15 protein-coding genes are annotated in these 15,983 nt (G+C 70.8%); 1 reads left to right on the forward strand and 14 read right to left on the reverse strand.

From position 1 onward, the window contains the following. Positions 1-112 precede the first annotated feature (112 nt). From carB to pyrR, 6 genes are all read right to left on the reverse strand, one after another. Positions 113-3,421: a carbamoyl-phosphate synthase large subunit gene (gene carB / locus C6Y14_RS28210; RefSeq protein WP_107019666.1), complete on the reverse strand. Its 3,309-nt coding sequence runs from the start codon at positions 3,419-3,421 to the stop codon at positions 113-115. Then, a complete protein-coding gene (gene carA / locus C6Y14_RS28215; protein WP_107019667.1) occupies positions 3,414-4,601 on the reverse strand; it encodes a glutamine-hydrolyzing carbamoyl-phosphate synthase small subunit in 1,188 nt (395 codons plus the stop codon). Before carA ends, carB begins: the two co-directional genes overlap by 8 nt. Next, positions 4,598-5,203 carry a PH-like domain-containing protein gene (locus tag C6Y14_RS28220; protein WP_107019869.1) on the reverse strand — a complete coding sequence of 202 codons (606 nt, stop codon included), beginning with the start codon at positions 5,201-5,203 and terminating at the stop codon, positions 4,598-4,600. Before C6Y14_RS28220 ends, carA begins: the two co-directional genes overlap by 4 nt. Positions 5,204-5,229: 26 nt before the next feature. Next, the gene (locus C6Y14_RS28225; RefSeq protein ID WP_107019668.1) at positions 5,230-6,516 is read right to left on the reverse strand and encodes a dihydroorotase; all 1,287 of its coding nucleotides are present in this window, start codon (positions 6,514-6,516) and stop codon (positions 5,230-5,232) included. 5 nt (positions 6,517-6,521) lie between these two features. After that, positions 6,522-7,499 carry an aspartate carbamoyltransferase catalytic subunit gene (locus C6Y14_RS28230; RefSeq protein WP_107019669.1) on the reverse strand — a complete coding sequence of 326 codons (978 nt, stop codon included), beginning with the start codon at positions 7,497-7,499 and terminating at the stop codon, positions 6,522-6,524. A 151-nt stretch (positions 7,500-7,650) separates the two neighbouring features. Next, positions 7,651-8,241 (reverse strand): bifunctional pyr operon transcriptional regulator/uracil phosphoribosyltransferase PyrR, encoded by a 591-nt coding sequence (gene pyrR / locus C6Y14_RS28235; RefSeq protein WP_107019670.1) that lies wholly within the window; start codon positions 8,239-8,241, stop codon positions 7,651-7,653. 244 nt (positions 8,242-8,485) lie between these two features. On the opposite strand from pyrR, the gene bldD reads away from it, so the two are divergent. Continuing rightward, entirely contained in the window at positions 8,486-8,986 is a 501-nt protein-coding gene (gene bldD, locus C6Y14_RS28240; protein ID WP_067366005.1) for a transcriptional regulator BldD, read from the forward strand. 236 nt (positions 8,987-9,222) lie between these two features. On the opposite strand, the gene nusB is transcribed toward bldD, so the two are convergent. The 8 genes from nusB to C6Y14_RS28280 all read right to left on the reverse strand — a co-directional run bounded on the left by nusB (position 9,223) and on the right by C6Y14_RS28280 (position 15,967). Continuing rightward, positions 9,223-9,657, reverse strand: coding sequence for a transcription antitermination factor NusB (gene nusB / locus C6Y14_RS28245; RefSeq protein ID WP_107019671.1), 435 nt, complete (start codon positions 9,655-9,657; stop codon positions 9,223-9,225). Positions 9,658-9,659: 2 nt separating this feature from the next. After that, positions 9,660-10,226: an elongation factor P gene (gene efp / locus C6Y14_RS28250; RefSeq protein WP_055513022.1), complete on the reverse strand. Its 567-nt coding sequence runs from the start codon at positions 10,224-10,226 to the stop codon at positions 9,660-9,662. A 104-nt stretch (positions 10,227-10,330) separates the two neighbouring features. After that, a complete protein-coding gene (locus C6Y14_RS28255; RefSeq protein WP_107019672.1) occupies positions 10,331-11,449 on the reverse strand; it encodes an aminopeptidase P family protein in 1,119 nt (372 codons plus the stop codon). 165 nt (positions 11,450-11,614) lie between these two features. Continuing rightward, complete coding sequence (locus C6Y14_RS28260) at positions 11,615-12,541, reverse strand: Pro-rich N-terminal domain-containing protein (RefSeq protein WP_107019673.1); 927 nt, start codon at positions 12,539-12,541, stop codon at positions 11,615-11,617. A gap of 166 nt (positions 12,542-12,707) precedes the next feature. Continuing rightward, the gene (aroB, locus tag C6Y14_RS28265; RefSeq protein ID WP_107019674.1) at positions 12,708-13,799 is read right to left on the reverse strand and encodes a 3-dehydroquinate synthase; all 1,092 of its coding nucleotides are present in this window, start codon (positions 13,797-13,799) and stop codon (positions 12,708-12,710) included. Then, positions 13,796-14,311 (reverse strand): shikimate kinase, encoded by a 516-nt coding sequence (locus C6Y14_RS28270; protein WP_199854885.1) that lies wholly within the window; start codon positions 14,309-14,311, stop codon positions 13,796-13,798. Before C6Y14_RS28270 ends, aroB begins: the two co-directional genes overlap by 4 nt. Next, the gene (aroC, locus tag C6Y14_RS28275) at positions 14,308-15,492 is read right to left on the reverse strand and encodes a chorismate synthase (RefSeq protein WP_107019675.1); all 1,185 of its coding nucleotides are present in this window, start codon (positions 15,490-15,492) and stop codon (positions 14,308-14,310) included. Before aroC ends, C6Y14_RS28270 begins: the two co-directional genes overlap by 4 nt. 205 nt (positions 15,493-15,697) lie before the next feature. Further along, positions 15,698-15,967, reverse strand: coding sequence for a hypothetical protein (locus C6Y14_RS28280; RefSeq protein WP_107019676.1), 270 nt, complete (start codon positions 15,965-15,967; stop codon positions 15,698-15,700). Between the last annotated feature and the right edge of the window lie 16 nt (positions 15,968-15,983).

Below are 15,983 nucleotides of genomic sequence, written 5' to 3' on the forward strand. Positions count from 1 at the left end.
ACCTTCCTAGGTGTCCCCCTCAAGGTGGGCCAGAGCCCCCGAAGGGGCGCGGGGAACTGCGCGACCAGCCACGACGGACCCGCGGACCAGACACCCGCGGCAAGCACGACGCTCAGTCGCGGGCAGCGGTCAGGTGCTCCGCGTGTTCCTGCAGGGACCGCACGCCCACGTCTCCACGGGTGAGCGCGTCGATGCCCTGGACGGCCGCGGCGAGCGCCTGGACGGTCGTCAGGCAGGGCACGGAACGGGCCACGGCGGCCGTACGGATGTCGTAGCCGTCGAGACGGCCACTGGTGCCGTACGGCGTGTTCACGATGAGGTCGACGCCGCCCTCGTGGATGAGCTGGACGATCGTCTTCTCGCCGTTCGGGCCCTCGCCCTCGGACTGCTTGCGCACGACCGTGGCGTTGATGCCGTTGCGCCTGAGCACCTCGGCCGTGCCGGACGTGGCGAACAGCTCGAAGCCGTGGGCGACGAGTTCACGGGCCGGGAAGATCATCGAGCGCTTGTCGCGGTTGGCGACGGAGATGAAGGCGCGCCCCTTCGTCGGCAGCGGCCCGTACGCGCCCGCCTGGGACTTCGCGTACGCCGTGCCGAACATCGAGTCGATGCCCATGACCTCGCCGGTGGAGCGCATCTCCGGGCCGAGGATGGTGTCGACACCGCGGCCGTGGATGTCGCGGAAGCGCGACCACGGCATGACGGCCTCCTTGACGGAGATCGGCGCGTCCAGCGGCAGCTCACCGCCGTCGCCGACGGCCGGCAGCAGCCCCTCGGCGCGCAGCTCGGCGACGGTCGCGCCCAGCGAGATCCGGGCGGCGGCCTTGGCGAGCGGCACCGCGGTCGCCTTCGAGGTGAAGGGGACCGTGCGCGAGGCACGCGGGTTGGCTTCGAGGACGTAGAGGATGTCCCCGGCCAGCGCGAACTGGATGTTGATCAGTCCGCGGACGCCGACGCCCTTGGCGATGGCCTCGGTCGAGGCGCGCAGCCGCTTGATGTCGAAGCCGCCGAGGGTGATCGGGGGCAGGGCGCACGCCGAGTCGCCGGAGTGGATGCCGGCCTCCTCGATGTGCTCCATGACGCCGCCGAGGTACAGCTCGTGGCCGTCGTACAGGGCGTCCACGTCGATCTCGATCGCGTCGTCCAGGAAGCGGTCGACCAGGACCGGCCGGGAGGGGCTGATCTCGGTGGACTCCTCGATGTACGAGGCGAGCCGCGCCTCGTCGTACACGATCTCCATGCCGCGTCCGCCGAGGACGTACGACGGCCGGACGAGGACGGGGTAGCCGATCTCGTCCGCGATGGCCTTGGCGCCGGCGAAGGTGGTGGCGGTGCCGTGCTTCGGCGCGGGCAGTCCGGCCTCGGCGAGCACCCGGCCGAAGGCGCCGCGGTCCTCGGCGGCGTGGATGGCCTCGGGCGGGGTGCCGACGACCGGGACGCCGTTGTCCTTGAGCGCCTGCGACAGGCCGAGCGGGGTCTGGCCGCCGAGCTGGACGATCACGCCCGCGACCGGTCCGGCCAGCGTCTCCGCGTGGACGATCTCCAGTACGTCCTCCAGGGTGAGCGGCTCGAAGTACAGCCGGTCGGAGGTGTCGTAGTCCGTGGAGACGGTCTCCGGGTTGCAGTTGACCATCACGGTCTCGTAGCCCGCGTCGCTCAGCGCGAAGGAGGCGTGGACGCAGGAGTAGTCGAACTCGATGCCCTGGCCGATGCGGTTCGGACCGGAGCCGAGGATGATCACCGCGGGCTTCTCGCGCGGGGCGACCTCGGTCTCCTCGTCGTACGAGGAGTAGAAGTACGGCGTCTTCGCGGCGAACTCGGCGGCGCAGGTGTCGACCGTCTTGTAGACCGGCCGTACGCCCAGCGCGTGGCGCACCTCGCGGACGACGTCCTCGCGCAGGCCCCGGATCTCGCCGATCTGGACGTCGGAGAAGCCGTGCCGCTTGGCCTCGGCGAGGAGCGCGGGCTCCAGCTTGTCGGCGGCGGCCAGTTCGTCCGCGAGCTCCTTGATCAGGAACAGCTGGTCCACGAACCAGGGGTCGATCCGGGTCGCGTCGAAGACCTCCTCGGGCGTGGCGCCCGCGCGGATGGCCTGCATGACGGAGTTGATGCGGCCGTCGGTCGGCCTGATCGCCTCTTCCAGAAGAAGGGCCTTGTCGCCGGGCTCGCCGACGAACGTGAACTGGCTGCCCTTCTTCTCCAGTGAGCGCAGCGCCTTCTGCAGGGCCTCGGTGAAGTTGCGGCCGATCGCCATGGCCTCGCCGACCGACTTCATGGTCGTGGTCAGCGTGGAGTCTGCGGAGGGGAACTTCTCGAAGGCGAACCGGGGTGCCTTGACGACCACGTAGTCGAGGGTCGGCTCGAAGGACGCCGGGGTCTTCTCCGTGATGTCGTTCGGGATCTCGTCGAGCGTGTAGCCGACGGCGAGCTTGGCGGCGATCTTGGCGATCGGGAAACCGGTGGCCTTCGACGCGAGGGCCGAGGAGCGCGAGACGCGGGGGTTCATCTCGATGACGATGATGCGGCCGTCGTCGGGGTTGACCGCGAACTGGATGTTGCAGCCGCCGGTGTCGACGCCGACCTCGCGGATGATCGCGATGCCGATGTCGCGCAGCCGCTGGTACTCGCGGTCGGTGAGTGTCATCGAGGGCGCGACGGTGATGGAGTCGCCGGTGTGGACGCCCATCGGGTCGAAGTTCTCGATGGAGCAGACGACCACGACGTTGTCGTGCTTGTCGCGCATCAGCTCCAGCTCGTACTCCTTCCAGCCGAGGATGGACTCCTCCAGGAGCACCTCGGTGGTCGGGGAGAGCGTGAGGCCCTGCCCTGCGATGCGGCGCAGCTCCTCCTCGTCGTGGGCGAAGCCGGATCCGGCGCCGCCCATGGTGAAGGAGGGGCGCACGACGACGGGGTAGCCGCCGAGCGTGTCGACACCGCCCAGGACGTCGTCCATGGTGTGGCAGATGACCGAGCGGGCGGACTCGCCGTGGCCGATCTTCTCGCGGACGGCCTCGACGACGCCCTTGAAGAGTTCGCGGTCCTCGCCCTTGTTGATGGCCTCGACGTTGGCGCCGATCAGTTCGACGCCGTACTTCTCCAGCACACCCTGCTCGTGCATGGAGATCGCGGTGTTGAGGGCCGTCTGGCCACCCAGCGTCGGCAGGAGCGTGTCGGGGCGCTCCTTGGCGATGATCTTCTCGACGAACTCCGGGGTGATCGGCTCGACGTACGTGGCGTCGGCGATCTCCGGGTCGGTCATGATCGTCGCGGGGTTGGAATTGACCAGGATCACCCGCAGGCCCTCGGCCTTGAGGACGCGGCAGGCCTGGGTGCCGGAGTAGTCGAACTCGGCGGCCTGGCCGATGACGATCGGGCCGGAGCCGATGACCAGGACGGACTGGATATCGGAGCGCTTAGGCACGCTGGCCCTCCATCTGGACTGTGTTCGTCGAAGCGGTGTTCATCAAAGACGTGAAGCGGTCGAACAGGTAGGCGGCGTCGTGCGGGCCCGCGGCCGCCTCGGGGTGGTACTGGACGCTGAACGCGGGCTGGTCGAGCAGCTGGAGCCCCTCGACGACCTGGTCGTTCAGGCAGACGTGGCTGACCTCGGCCCGCCCGTAGGGGGTCTCGGAGACCTGGTCGAGCGGCGCGTCGACGGCGAAGCCGTGGTTGTGCGCGGTGACCTCGACCTTGCCGGTCGTCCGGTCCTGCACGGGCTGGTTGATGCCCCGGTGGCCGTACTTCAGCTTGTAGGTGCCGAAGCCGAGGGCGCGGCCGAGGATCTGGTTGCCGAAGCAGATGCCGAACAGGGGCGTCTTCCGCTCCAGCACGGCGCGCATGAGGGCGACGGGGTGTTCGGCCTGCTCGGGGTCGCCGGGGCCGTTCGAGAAGAACACGCCGTCGGGGGCGATCGCGTAGATCTCCTCGACGGTCGCGGTGGCGGGCAGCACGTGCACCTCGATGCCGCGCTCGGCCATGCGGTGCGGGGTCATGCCCTTGATGCCGAGGTCGATCGCGGCGACGGTGAACTTCTTCTCACCGACGGCGGGGACGACGTACGCCTCCTTGGTGGCGACCTCTTCGTAGAGGCTGGCGCCCTTCATCTCGGGGGCCTGGCGCACCTCGGTGAGCATGGCGCCCTCGTCGGGCAGCGCGCTGCCGGAGAAGATGCCGACGCGCATGGCGCCGCGCTCGCGCAGATGGCGGGTGAGCGCGCGGGTGTCGATGCCGCTGATGCCCACGACGCCCTGCGCGGCGAGCTCCTCGTCCAGCGAGCGCCGGGAGCGCCAGTTGGAGGGCACGCGCGCGGGGTCGCGTACGACGTAGCCGGAGACCCAGATCTTCCTGGACTCCATGTCCTCGTCGTTGATGCCGGTGTTGCCGATGTGCGGGGAGGTCATCACGACGACCTGGCGGTGGTACGACGGGTCGGTGAGGGTCTCCTGGTAGCCGGTCATGCCGGTGGAGAACACCGCTTCGCCGAAGGTCACCCCCACGGCCCCGTAGGCACGGCCGCGGAAGGTCCGGCCGTCCTCCAGAACGAGTACGGCGGGAGCCGCCTTCTGCCGCTGCGAGGCGGTTCCCTGGTCGGAGGTGGTCATCGTGCGCCTTCCGTGTCGCTGCTCTGGTCGATGTCGCTGCTCTGGTCGGTCATGTGGTTCAGGGTGTCGACCCATTCGTTGTGCTCCGCCGCGTGGTCGGAGCGGAATCCTGAGTCGATCAGCTTGTCGCCGTGTTCCCAGGTGACGACGAGCAGGCCGCCCTCGGAGAGGACCTTGCCCGCGATGCCCTTGTCGAGCCGGGCCTCGCGCAGTCGCTCACGGGGGACGAAGAAGTCGGCCGCTCCGGGGCGTACGACGTCCAGGCCCGCGTCCGTCAGGGTCAGCTCGACCCTGCTGCGGGTGCCCAGGCCGTGCGCCACGATGCGGTCGAGCCACTGCCCGGCCGTCGTCGAGCCGTGGTAGCGGCCGCTCATGGTCAGTCTGGCCGCACCGGGCTCACTCGGCACGACGGGCAGCTCGGGCAGGTCGCCCTGGAGGGTGCCGCGCCACTTCCAGCCCTCGCGCATCAGCCAGTAGACGAGCGCGATGAACAGGACCAGGCCGACGAGCCAGCCGATACGGGCGGCCCAGTCGGTCACCTCGGCGGACTTCTGCTCCGCCGCGAGGCCGACGGCGCGGCCCGTGGTGAGTTCCGTGGCGATCTGCGCTGCAAAGGGGGTGAGTGATGTCACGCGAGCTTCCCGTCGACGAGCGTGGCCCTGCCCCGCAGCCACGTGTGCGTGACACGGCCCGGCAGCTCACGACCCTCGTACGGAGTGTTGCGGCTGCGCGATGCGAAGCCCGCGGGGTCCACCTCACCACGGTATGCGGTGTCCACCAGCGTGAGGTTGGCGGGCTCACCTGCCGAGACGGGGCGGCCGTGCCCCTGCGCCCGGCCGATCTCGGCGGGCTTGCGGGACATGCGGTCGGCGACGCCGGCCCAGTCGAGCAGCCCGGCCTCGACCATCGTCCGCTGGACCACCGAGAGCGCGGTTTCGAGGCCCACCATGCCCATGGCGGCGGCGGCCCACTCGCAGTCCTTGTCCTCGTGCGGGTGCGGGGCGTGGTCGGTGGCGACGATGTCGATCGTGCCGTCGGCGAGCGCCTCGCGCAGGGCCAGCACGTCGCGCTCGGTGCGCAGCGGCGGGTTGACCTTGTAGACCGGGTTGTAGGAGCGCACCAGCTCATCCGTGAGGAGGAGGTGGTGCGGGGTGACCTCGGCGGTCACGTCGATGCCGCGGGACTTGGCCCAGCGGACGATCTCGACGGACCCGGCGGTCGACAGGTGGCAGATGTGGACGCGGGAGCCGACGTGCTCGGCGAGCAGCACGTCCCGGGCGATGATCGACTCCTCGGCGACCGCGGGCCAGCCGCCGAGTCCCAGTTCCGCGGACACGACGCCCTCGTTCATCTGGGCGCCCTCGGTGAGGCGGGGCTCCTGGGCGTGCTGGGCGACGACGCCGCCGAAGGCCTTCACGTACTCCAGGGCCCTGCGCATGATCACGGCGTCGTCGACGCACTTGCCGTCGTCCGAGAAGACGGTGACGCCAGCGGCGGACTCGTGCATGGCGCCCAGTTCGGCGAGCTTCTTGCCCTCCAGGCCGACGGTGACGGCCCCGATGGGCTGGACGTCGCAGTAGCCGTGTTCCCGGCCGAGCCGGTAGACCTGCTCGACGACTCCGGCGGTGTCGGCGACGGGGAAGGTGTTGGCCATGGCGAACACGGCGGTGTAGCCGCCGCTCGCGGCGGCGCGCGTACCGGTCAGGACCGTCTCGGAGTCCTCGCGGCCGGGCTCGCGCAGATGGGTGTGCAGGTCGACGAGCCCCGGCAGGAGCACCTTGCCGTCGGCCTCGACGACCTCGGCGCCCTCGGCGGACAGCCCGCTGCCGACCTCCGCGATCGTGTCGCCGTCGATCAGCACGTCCTGCGGCTCGCCGCCGAGCACCTTCGCACCACGGATCAGAATCTTGCTCATGTGACTTACTTCTCCTCGGTACGGGTGTGGGTGGCGGCGGGTTCGTTGCCACCGAGCAGCAGGTACAGGACGGCCATCCGGATCGAGACCCCGTTGGCGACCTGCTCGATGGCGGTGCAGCGGTCCGAGTCGGCGACCTCGGCGGTGATCTCCATGCCGCGGACCATCGGCCCGGGGTGCATCACGATGGCGTGCTCGGGCATCTTCGCCATGCGGTCGCCGTCGAGGCCGTAGCGCCGTGAGTACTCGCGCTCGGTCGGGAAGAACGCCGCGTTCATCCGCTCGCGCTGCACGCGCAGCAGCATCACGGCGTCGGACTTGGACAGCGTCCGGTCGAGGTCGTACGAGACCTCGCAGGGCCAGGACTCGACGCCGACCGGCACCAGGGTCGGCGGGGCGACGAGGGTGACCTCGGCGCCGAGGGTGTGCAGCAGGTCGACGTTCGAGCGGGCGACCCGGCTGTGCAGGATGTCGCCGACGAGCGTGATGCGCCGGCCGGAGAGGTCCTGGCCGAGGCCCTCGTCGCGGCCGACGAGCCGGCGCCGCATGGTGAAGGCGTCGAGCAGGGCCTGGGTGGGGTGCTGGTGGGTGCCGTCGCCCGCGTTGATGACGGCGGCGTCGATCCAGCCGGAGGTCGCGAGGCGGTACGGGGCTCCGGAGGCGCCGTGCCGGATGACGACGGCGTCGACGCCCATCGCCTCCAGGGTCTGGGCGGTGTCCTTCAGGGACTCGCCCTTGGAGACGCTGGAGCCCTTGGCGGTGAAGTTGATGACGTCCGCGGACAGCCGCTTCTCGGCGGCCTCGAAGGAGATCCGGGTGCGGGTGGAGTCCTCGAAGAACAGGTTGACGACGGTGCGGCCGCGCAGGGTCGGCAGCTTCTTGATCGGCCGGTCGGCGACCCGGGCCATCTCCTCGGCGGTGTCGAGGATCAGGACGGCGTCGTCGCGGGTGAGGTCGGCGGCCGAGATGAGATGACGCTGCATCTTTCAGGCTCCGTAAGGCAGAAGGCACAAGGCAGGCGGCACAAGGCGGTTCAGGTCGGGAAGCGGGCGTCCGGACGTGCCGGTGGGCACGGCCGGGGCGGGCAGGGGCGCGCGCGGGCCCGGCGCACGGCGACGGCCGTACGCCGCAGGGCTACGGCTGCCCGCCCTGGGAGGTCTGCTTCACACCGAGCAGCACGGTGTCCCGGCCGTCCTCCTCGGCGAGCTGGACCTTGACCGTCTCCCGCAACGACGTGGGGAGGTTCTTGCCGACGTAGTCGGCGCGGATCGGGAGTTCGCGGTGGCCGCGGTCGACGAGGACCGCGAGCTGCACGGCACGCGGGCGGCCGATGTCGTTCAGCGCGTCGAGGGCGGCGCGGATGGTGCGGCCGGAGAAGAGCACGTCGTCGACGAGGACAACCAGTCTGCCGTCGATGCCGTCACTGGGGATGTCGGTGCGGGCCAGCGCGCGCGGCGGGTGCATGCGCAGGTCGTCGCGGTACATGGTGATGTCGAGGGAGCCGACCGGGATCCGGCGGTCGGTGATCTCCTGGAGCTTGACGGCGAGCCGCTGGGCCAGGTGCACGCCCCGGGTGGGGATGCCCAGGAGCACCACGTCCTCGGCGCCCTTGGCGCGCTCGACGATCTCGTGGGCGATGCGGGTCAGGACCCGCGCGATGTCGGGCGCCTCAAGAACGGGCCGCGCATCGGTCGCGTACTGCTGCTTCTGCTGTTCGGTGTCCATAGGAAACGGACCTCCTTCTCCGCCTCTCGGGACGGATCATTAAAGGACGTCGGAATTGCGCCATCCACGGTACCAGCCCGGCAATGCCCCTGATCACCCCCCTCGTCCCGGCCGTGCTCCGCCGCCACGGGGAGACCGGTCCGGACCATTCGGCTTGACGAGCCAGAGTCACGCTGCGTAACCTCACAGTGAGTCACCAGCCGCGCGGCCGAGCCGCACGTCGACACAGTGTCCGGGGAGCTATATGTCCAGCGAATACGCCAAACAGCTCGGGGCCAAGCTCCGCGCCATCCGTACCCAGCAGGGCCTTTCCCTCCACGGCGTCGAGGAGAAGTCCCAGGGCCGCTGGAAGGCGGTCGTGGTCGGTTCGTACGAGCGCGGCGACCGCGCCGTGACCGTGCAGCGTCTTGCCGAGCTGGCGGACTTCTACGGCGTTCCCGTGCAGGAGCTGCTGCCGGGCACCACGCCGGGCGGGGCCGCCGAGCCGCCGCCGAAGCTGGTCCTCGACCTGGAGCGACTGGCCCACGTCCCGGCCGAGAAGGCGGGCCCCCTGCAGCGCTACGCGGCGACGATCCAGTCCCAGCGCGGCGACTACAACGGCAAGGTGCTGTCGATCCGCCAGGACGACCTGCGCACTCTGGCCGTCATCTACGACCAGTCGCCCTCGGTCCTCACCGAGCAGCTGATCAGCTGGGGCGTCCTGGACGCGGACGCGCGCCGCGCGGTCTCCCACGACGAGGGCTGACCCGCACCAGCACTGAGAAGAAACGTGCCCTCGGGGTGGCCGGAACCAGCTGGTTCCGGCCACCCCGAGGGCGTTTCCACGCCCCGTACGGCCCCGAGGCGGCAGCGGGTACGCCGGAGGGCCCCCAGTTCGTCACTGGGGGCCCTCCGGCGTACCTCAGGGGCGCGGGGAACGGCGCGCTCAGCCCCCAGCGACCCGCACACGAGAACGAACCGTGCGAAGTGGAGCGCCGAGGCTCAGGCGTCGTCCCGGCGCAAGGAGGACTTGAGCTCCTTGAACCGGCCGAGCAGCCCGTTCACGAACGCGGGCGAGTCGTCCGTGGAGAACTCCTTGGCCAACTGCACCGCCTCGTCGAGCACGACCGCGTCCGGGGTCTCGTCCACCCAGATCAGTTCGTACGCACCGAGCCGCAGGATGTTGCGGTCGACGACCGGCATCCTGTCGATCGTCCAGTCCACGGAGTACTGCGAGATCAGCTCGTCGATGCGCCGCGCGTGATCCGCGTAGCCCTCGACCAGCACCATCGTGAACTCGCTCACGGGCGGCTGCCGGGTGTCGGTCCTGGAGTGCCTGATCCAGTCCGCGAGGACCGTCTGGACGTCGACGTCTCGCTGGTCACCCTCGAAGAGGATCTGGAAGGCGCGCTTGCGGGCCGTATTGCGGGCAGCCACGGTTAGCTGTTCACCCGGCCGAGGTAGTCGCTCGTGCGGGTGTCGACCTTGATCTTCTCACCGGTGGTGATGAAGAGCGGGACGTTGATCTGGTGACCGGTCTCCAGGGTGGCGGGCTTGGTGCCACCCGTGGAACGGTCGCCCTGGACGCCCGGCTCCGTCTCCTGGACGACGAGCTCGACGGCGGCCGGCAGCTCGACGAAGAGCACCTCGCCCTCGTGCTGCGCCACGGTGGCGGTAAAGCCCTCGATCAGGAAGTTGGCGGCGTCACCGACGGCCTTGCGGTCGACCATGAGCTGGTCGTAGGTCTGCATGTCCATGAAGACGAAGTACTCGCCGTCCATGTACGAGAACTGCATGTCGCGCTTGTCGACAGTGGCCGTCTCGACCTTGACGCCGGCGTTGAACGTCTTGTCGACGACCTTGCCGGAAAGCACGTTCTTCAGCTTGGTGCGCACGAATGCGGGGCCCTTGCCGGGCTTGACGTGTTGGAACTCGACGACGGACCAGAGCTGGCCCCCGTCGAGCTTGAGCACCAGGCCGTTCTTGAGGTCGTTCGTGGAAGCCACGGTTGCGGAATCTCCTGGACTGACGTGGACGACCCAGGTAACACGCGCACGGCTCGAAGCGGTCGAAGCACTCGATACGGTCGAGGCTTGTGCGGCTTGCGAAACTAGAGCGCGAGCAGTTCCTTGGTCGTGATGGTGAGTAGCTCGGGTCCGCCGTCCGCCTCAGGGCGCACGACGAGCGTGTCATCGATCCTGACACCGCCCCGGCCCGGAAGGTGGACCCCCGGTTCGACGGTGACCGGCACGCAAGCGTCCAGTTTACCCATGGCCGCGGGGGCCAACTGCGGCTCCTCGTCGATTTCGAGCCCCACACCGTGTCCGGTCGACTCGGGAAGGCCCTCCGTGTGCCCGGCGGAGTCCAGCACCTGGCGGGCCGCGCGGTCCACGTCACGGTAGGCGGCGCCGGGCACCAGGGCCTCACGGCCGGCCCTCTGGGATGCGAAGACGAGGTCGTACAGCTCGATCTGCCAGTCCGCGGGAGAGGTGCCGATGACGAAGGTGCGGCCGATCTCGCAGCGGTATCCGTGGTAGGTCGCCCCGAGACAGACGGAGAGGAAATCCCCCTCCTCGACCCGGCGGTCGGTCGGCCGGTGCCCGCGCCGCCCGGAGTGCGGGCCCGTGCCGACCGACGTCCTGAACGCCGGTCCGTCGGCGCCGTGGTCCACGAGGCGGCGTTCCAGTTCCAGCGCGAGATGCCGTTCGGTGCGGCCGACGAGGATCGACTCCAGGAGTTCGCCCAGCGCCTGGTCGGCGATCTCCGCGCCGATGCGCAGACAGGAGATCTCCTCCTCGTCCTTGATCACCCGCAGCTGTTCGACCGCTCCGCCGACGTCCGCGAGGCGCAGGGCGGGGGCCACGGAACCGATCGCCCGGTGGCGGGCCACGGTGAGGTGGTGCTCCTCGACGGCGAGGGAGTCCGCGCCCTGGGCCGCGGCGAGGCCGGCGGCGGCCACGGCGGGGTCGCCGCCGGGGCTCGGCAGGGTGTGGATCCGCAGGGCCTCGTCCGGGCGGCCGTCCGCGGCGGCGGCGCCAGGTGACGTGCCGGGTGCGGTGCCGTGTACGAGCAGGTCCTCGGTCCTGCCCAGGAGGAGGGCCGCGCCGGGTGGAGCCACGCCGGTGAGGTAGCGGACGTTGGCCGGGCGGGTGACCAGCGCGGAGGCGCTGCCGCTTGCGTTGACGCGGTCCCTTAGGCGGGCTCGGCGGGTTTCGTGCACCTCTGGCATGGTTTGAGCGTATGAGCTTCGCTCGAATTTTGCTGGTTTGAGGGGGCCGGGCGGAGTAGGGGGTGGGGCTGGGGGTTGTGTGCCGGGTGCGGGGCCGTGGGGGCTGGTCGCGCAGTTCCCCGCGCCCCTTCAGGGCGCCACTGCGAAGGGTTTTTCAGCAGGGGGCTACCACTGGGGTGGGCTGGCGATCGAGCGGGAGAGGACCTCGTCCAGGACTTGGGCCGTCTGGGGGACGTCCAGTTGGGAGTTGTCGATGATGGGGAGGCCCGAGCCGTACCAGCCGGCCATCCGGCCGTGGATACGGGCCACCTCCTCGTCGGTGAGGCGGCGGTTTCCGGAGCGTTCCGCGTTGCGCTCCAGGACTATCTCCAGGCCCGGCAGGAGGACGACCGGGAGCAGGCCGGGTCCGACGTGCCGCTTCCAGCCGCCGAGGCCCACCACGGGCCGGTCGGGGAAGACGGCGTCGTCGAGGATGCAGGAGATGTTGTTGGCCAGGAAGTTGCGGGCCGCGAAACCGCAGGTACGGCGGGCCAGCCGGTACTGCGCCTCCGACATGTCGTTCCACCCCGACTGCGGGTCGGCGAAGCCCGAGCGCACCCATTCGCGGACGTCGTCCAGGCTGATGTGCGCCGTGGGCACCCTGCGGTGGTCCGCCCAGTACTTGGCGACGCTCGTCTTGCCCGCGCCCGCCGGCCCGATGAGCAGCACGGCGAGCGTCGTGGACGTCGGGTCGGGGACGCCGGTCGCGGGCGGCGCGCTCGGCATCGGCACGGGACCGCCCGGCGGCAGCTGGACATGGCCCGTGGTGTCCGGCGTGGGCGGCACGGGAGCGTGGTGCGGGACGGCGTGCTGCGGCGCGGGCGGGTGTCCCGGCGGATGCGGAGGGCCCTGCGGGTGAGGAAGGCCCGGCGGGTGCGGGGCCGCGGGTCCCGGCTGCGCTCCGGCGAAGCCCGGCGGCGGACCCGCGGGGACACCGGCGTGCGGACCGGGGTGGTGCGGTCCCGGGTGTGGTGCGGCCCCCGACCAGCCTGCGGCCGGTCCGTGCCCCGGCTGATGGGGCGGCGGCAGCGGAGACCCCACTGCGTGCTGCATCCGGTGCCACTCCGTCTCGTACAGGCAATGGGCGCTGGCAGCGGGGCACCTGCCCCGCTCGCCTACCGAACGGTACCGTCCCCGGCCGCCGTTTGGTGAACGGCCGGGAACGGCCTGAAGTGCCCGTCGGCACAGGCGAATCGGCGCAAGTGCCGCCCCGGGGGAGCTATACGCCCACTTCGCCGTACGCGGCGAGGAGCACCGCCGGGTCCGGGCCCTCCAGGACGGTCGGCTTGGCCAGTCCGTCTAGGACGATGAAGCGCAGGAGGTCGCCGCGGGACTTCTTGTCGACCTTCATGTTCTCCAGGAGCTTGGGCCACTGGTCGTAGCGGTAGGTCAGCGGCAGCCCGACGGACTCCAGGATCGTGCGGTGCCGGTCCGCGGTCGCGTCGTCGAGGCGGCCCGCGAGACGGCCCAGTTCGGCGGCGAAGTGCATACCGACCGAGACCGCGGCGCCGTGCCGCCACTCGTAGCGCTCGTTCTTCTCGATGGCGTGGGCGAGGGTGTGCCCGTAGTTGAGGATCTCCCGCAGCCCGGACTCCCTGAGGTCGGAGGAGACGACCTCGGCCTTGACCCTGATGGAGCGCTCGATGAGTTCGGCGGTGTGCGGTCCGGCGGGCGTACGGGCGCCCTGCGGGTCGGCCTCGATGAGGGTGAGGATCTCCGGGTCGGCGATGAAGCCGGCCTTGATGATCTCGGCGAGCCCGGACACGAAGTCGTGGACCGGCAGCGATTCGAGCGCGGCGAGGTCGCACAGCACGCCGACGGGCGGGTAGAAGGCGCCGACGAGGTTCTTGCCCTCGGCGGTGTTGATGCCGGTCTTGCCGCCGACCGCCGCGTCCACCATGGCCAGCACGGTGGTGGGGATGGCGATCCAGCGCACTCCGCGCAGCCAGGTCGCCGCGACGAAGCCCGCCAGGTCGGTGGTGGACCCGCCGCCGACGCCGATGATCACGTCGGTGCGGGTGAAGCCGGACTGTCCGAGCGCCTTCCAGCAGTACGCGGCGACCTCGGCGGTCTTGGCCTCCTCCGCGTTGGGCACCTGGATGGCGACGGCCTCGAAGCCCTGCTCGGCGAGGTCCGCGCGAAGGGCCTCACCGGTCTCGGCGAGCGCCTCGGGGTGGATGACCGCGACCCGCTTGGCCCTCTCCCCCACCAACTGCCCCAGCTCACCGAGGAGTTGGCGGCCTACCAGGACCTCGTACGGCTCGCTGCCCGCCGTACCGCCGACGTGGATCCGCGTCACTGCCTCGTTCATGCTTCCTTCAACTCCAGTGCGTCGAGGACCGCTCGGGTGACCTCTTCGGGGGTACGGCCGTCGGTGGCCACCACGGCGCTCGCGACCCCCGCGTACAACGGGCGTCGGGCGTCCATGAGTTCGCGCCACTGCCGGCGCGGGTTGACCGCGAGCAGCGGCCTGGCCGCGTTCAGGCCGGTGCGCTGCACGGCCTCCTCGACGTCCATGGAGAGGTACACGACGGGCTGTCCGGCGAGCAGCGCCCGGGTGTCCTCGTCGAGGATGGAGCCGCCACCGAGGGCCAGTACGCCCTCGTGTCCGGCGAGCGCCCGCCGCACGGCCTGCTTCTCCAGGGCGCGGAAGGCCGCTTCGCCCTCCTCCACGAAGATGTCCGCGATGGTGCGGCCCTGCTCGGCCACGATGTCCTCGTCGGTGTCCCGGAAGTGGCAGCCGAGCCGCTGTGCGAGCATCGCTCCGACCGTGGACTTGCCGACGCCCATGGGGCCGACCAGCACGATCCTGGGACCGGTCACCGCACGACCAGGTTCTTCAGGTACGACTGCACGTTGCGCCGGGTCTCCGGCACGCTGTCGCCGCCGAACTTCTCCGCCACCGCGTCCGCGAGAACCAGTGCGACCATCGCCTCGGCGACGATCCCGGCCGCGGGCACCGCGCACACGTCCGAGCGCTGGTGGTGCGCCTTGGTGGCCTCGCCGGTCGCCACGTCGATGGTCGCCAGGGCCCGCGGCACCGTGGCGATGGGCTTCATCGCCGCCCGTACGCGCAGCAGTTCGCCCGTGGTCAGCCCGCCCTCGGTGCCGCCGGAGCGGCCCGAGGTGCGCCGGATGCCCTCGTCGGTCTGGACGATCTCGTCGTGCGCCTTGGAGCCGGGTACGCGCGCGAGGTCGAAGCCGTCCCCGACCTCCACGCCCTTGATCGCCTGGATGCCCATCAGCGCCGCCGCAAGACGGGCGTCGAGGCGCCGGTCCCAGTGCACGTGCGAACCGAGGCCCACCGGCACCCCGTACGCCAGCACCTCGACGACGCCGCCGAGCGTGTCGCCGTCCTTGTGGGCCTGGTCGATCTCCGCGACCATCGCCTTCGACGCGTCCGCGTCCAGGCAGCGCACCGGGTCCGCGTCCAGCTTCTCTACGTCGTTGGGGGTCGGGTAGACGCCGTAGGGGGCCTTCGCCGCCGCCAGCTCCACCACGTGCGAGACGACCTCGATGCCGGCCGTCTCCTTCAGGTACGAGCGCGCCACCGCGCCCAGCGCCACCCGCGCCGCGGTCTCCCGCGCCGAGGCCCGCTCCAGGATCGGCCGTGCCTCGTCGAAGCCGTACTTCTGCATCCCGGCGAGGTCGGCGTGGCCGGGCCTCGGCCGGGTCAGCGGGGCGTTGCGGGCCAGCTCGGCGAGGATCTGCGGGTCGACCGGGTCGGCCGCCATGACCTGTTCCCACTTGGGCCACTCGGTGTTGCCGACCATCACCGCGACCGGCGAGCCGAGGGTCAGTCCGTGCCGGACACCGCCCAGGAAGGTGACCTCGTCGCGCTCGAACTTCATCCGCGCGCCGCGCCCATAACCCAGGCGCCGCCGGGCCAGGTGGTCCGCCACCATCTCCGTGGTGATCGGCACGCCGGCGGGAAGACCCTCCAGCGTCGCCACAAGTGCCGGACCGTGGGACTCCCCGGCGGTCAGCCAGCGCAACCTGCTCAACGGTGCTCCTCATGCTCGCGCCCTGGTGCGGTGTCCTGTTCCTACGGACACGCTGCTGCGTACACGCGTCCTCGCGTACGGCGACGGCGCGACCGGGTGCGCGGCCCGGGCCCGCCGTCTCCGATCCTCCCACGTCCGCGCCCTGCGCCCGGCCCCAGGTCCATCTGGCGGACGCGCCCCGCTCACGCCGTGGTGGCGGTACGAGTCACGCCGCGGGGTCGTCCTGCCGGGGCAGCGGGGCGTACGAGCCCAGGTGGTCCGCGCCGCGGCCCTGTGCGTACCGTGCCGACTCGGGGATGGGCCGCCCCGTGCGGACCGCCCGGTGGTAGACGAACTTGCGCCTCGTCCGGAGCGCCCAGGGTGTCAGGACGGCGAGCACGAAGAGCCCCAGCGCGGTGCCCTGTGCCCAGTCCGGCAGGAAGCCCACCACGGACTGGAATATCTCCGACTTCCAGGACGCCTCTGTCACGTACATGGATCTGTCCCCCGAT

Origin of the sequence: Streptomyces dioscori, from assembly GCF_003024195.1 — a bacterium.
Lineage (GTDB): Bacteria > Actinomycetota > Actinomycetes > Streptomycetales > Streptomycetaceae > Streptomyces > Streptomyces dioscori.

Coding starts and splice junctions, on each gene's coding strand:
- carA (WP_107019667.1), bottom strand. CDS start 4,601: ATGACCACCTCCGACCAGGGAACCGCCTCGCAGCGGCAGAAGGCGGCT.
- C6Y14_RS28225 (WP_107019668.1), bottom strand. CDS start 6,516: ATGAGCAAGATTCTGATCCGTGGTGCGAAGGTGCTCGGCGGCGAGCCG.
- C6Y14_RS28230 (WP_107019669.1), bottom strand. CDS start 7,499: ATGCAGCGTCATCTCATCTCGGCCGCCGACCTCACCCGCGACGACGCC.
- pyrR (WP_107019670.1), bottom strand. CDS start 8,241: ATGGACACCGAACAGCAGAAGCAGCAGTACGCGACCGATGCGCGGCCC.
- bldD (WP_067366005.1), top strand. CDS start 8,486: ATGTCCAGCGAATACGCCAAACAGCTCGGGGCCAAGCTCCGCGCCATC.
- C6Y14_RS28255 (WP_107019672.1), bottom strand. CDS start 11,449: ATGCCAGAGGTGCACGAAACCCGCCGAGCCCGCCTAAGGGACCGCGTC.
- C6Y14_RS28260 (WP_107019673.1), bottom strand. CDS start 12,541: ATGCAGCACGCAGTGGGGTCTCCGCTGCCGCCGCCCCATCAGCCGGGG.
- aroB (WP_107019674.1), bottom strand. CDS start 13,799: ATGAACGAGGCAGTGACGCGGATCCACGTCGGCGGTACGGCGGGCAGC.
- C6Y14_RS28280 (WP_107019676.1), bottom strand. CDS start 15,967: ATGTACGTGACAGAGGCGTCCTGGAAGTCGGAGATATTCCAGTCCGTG.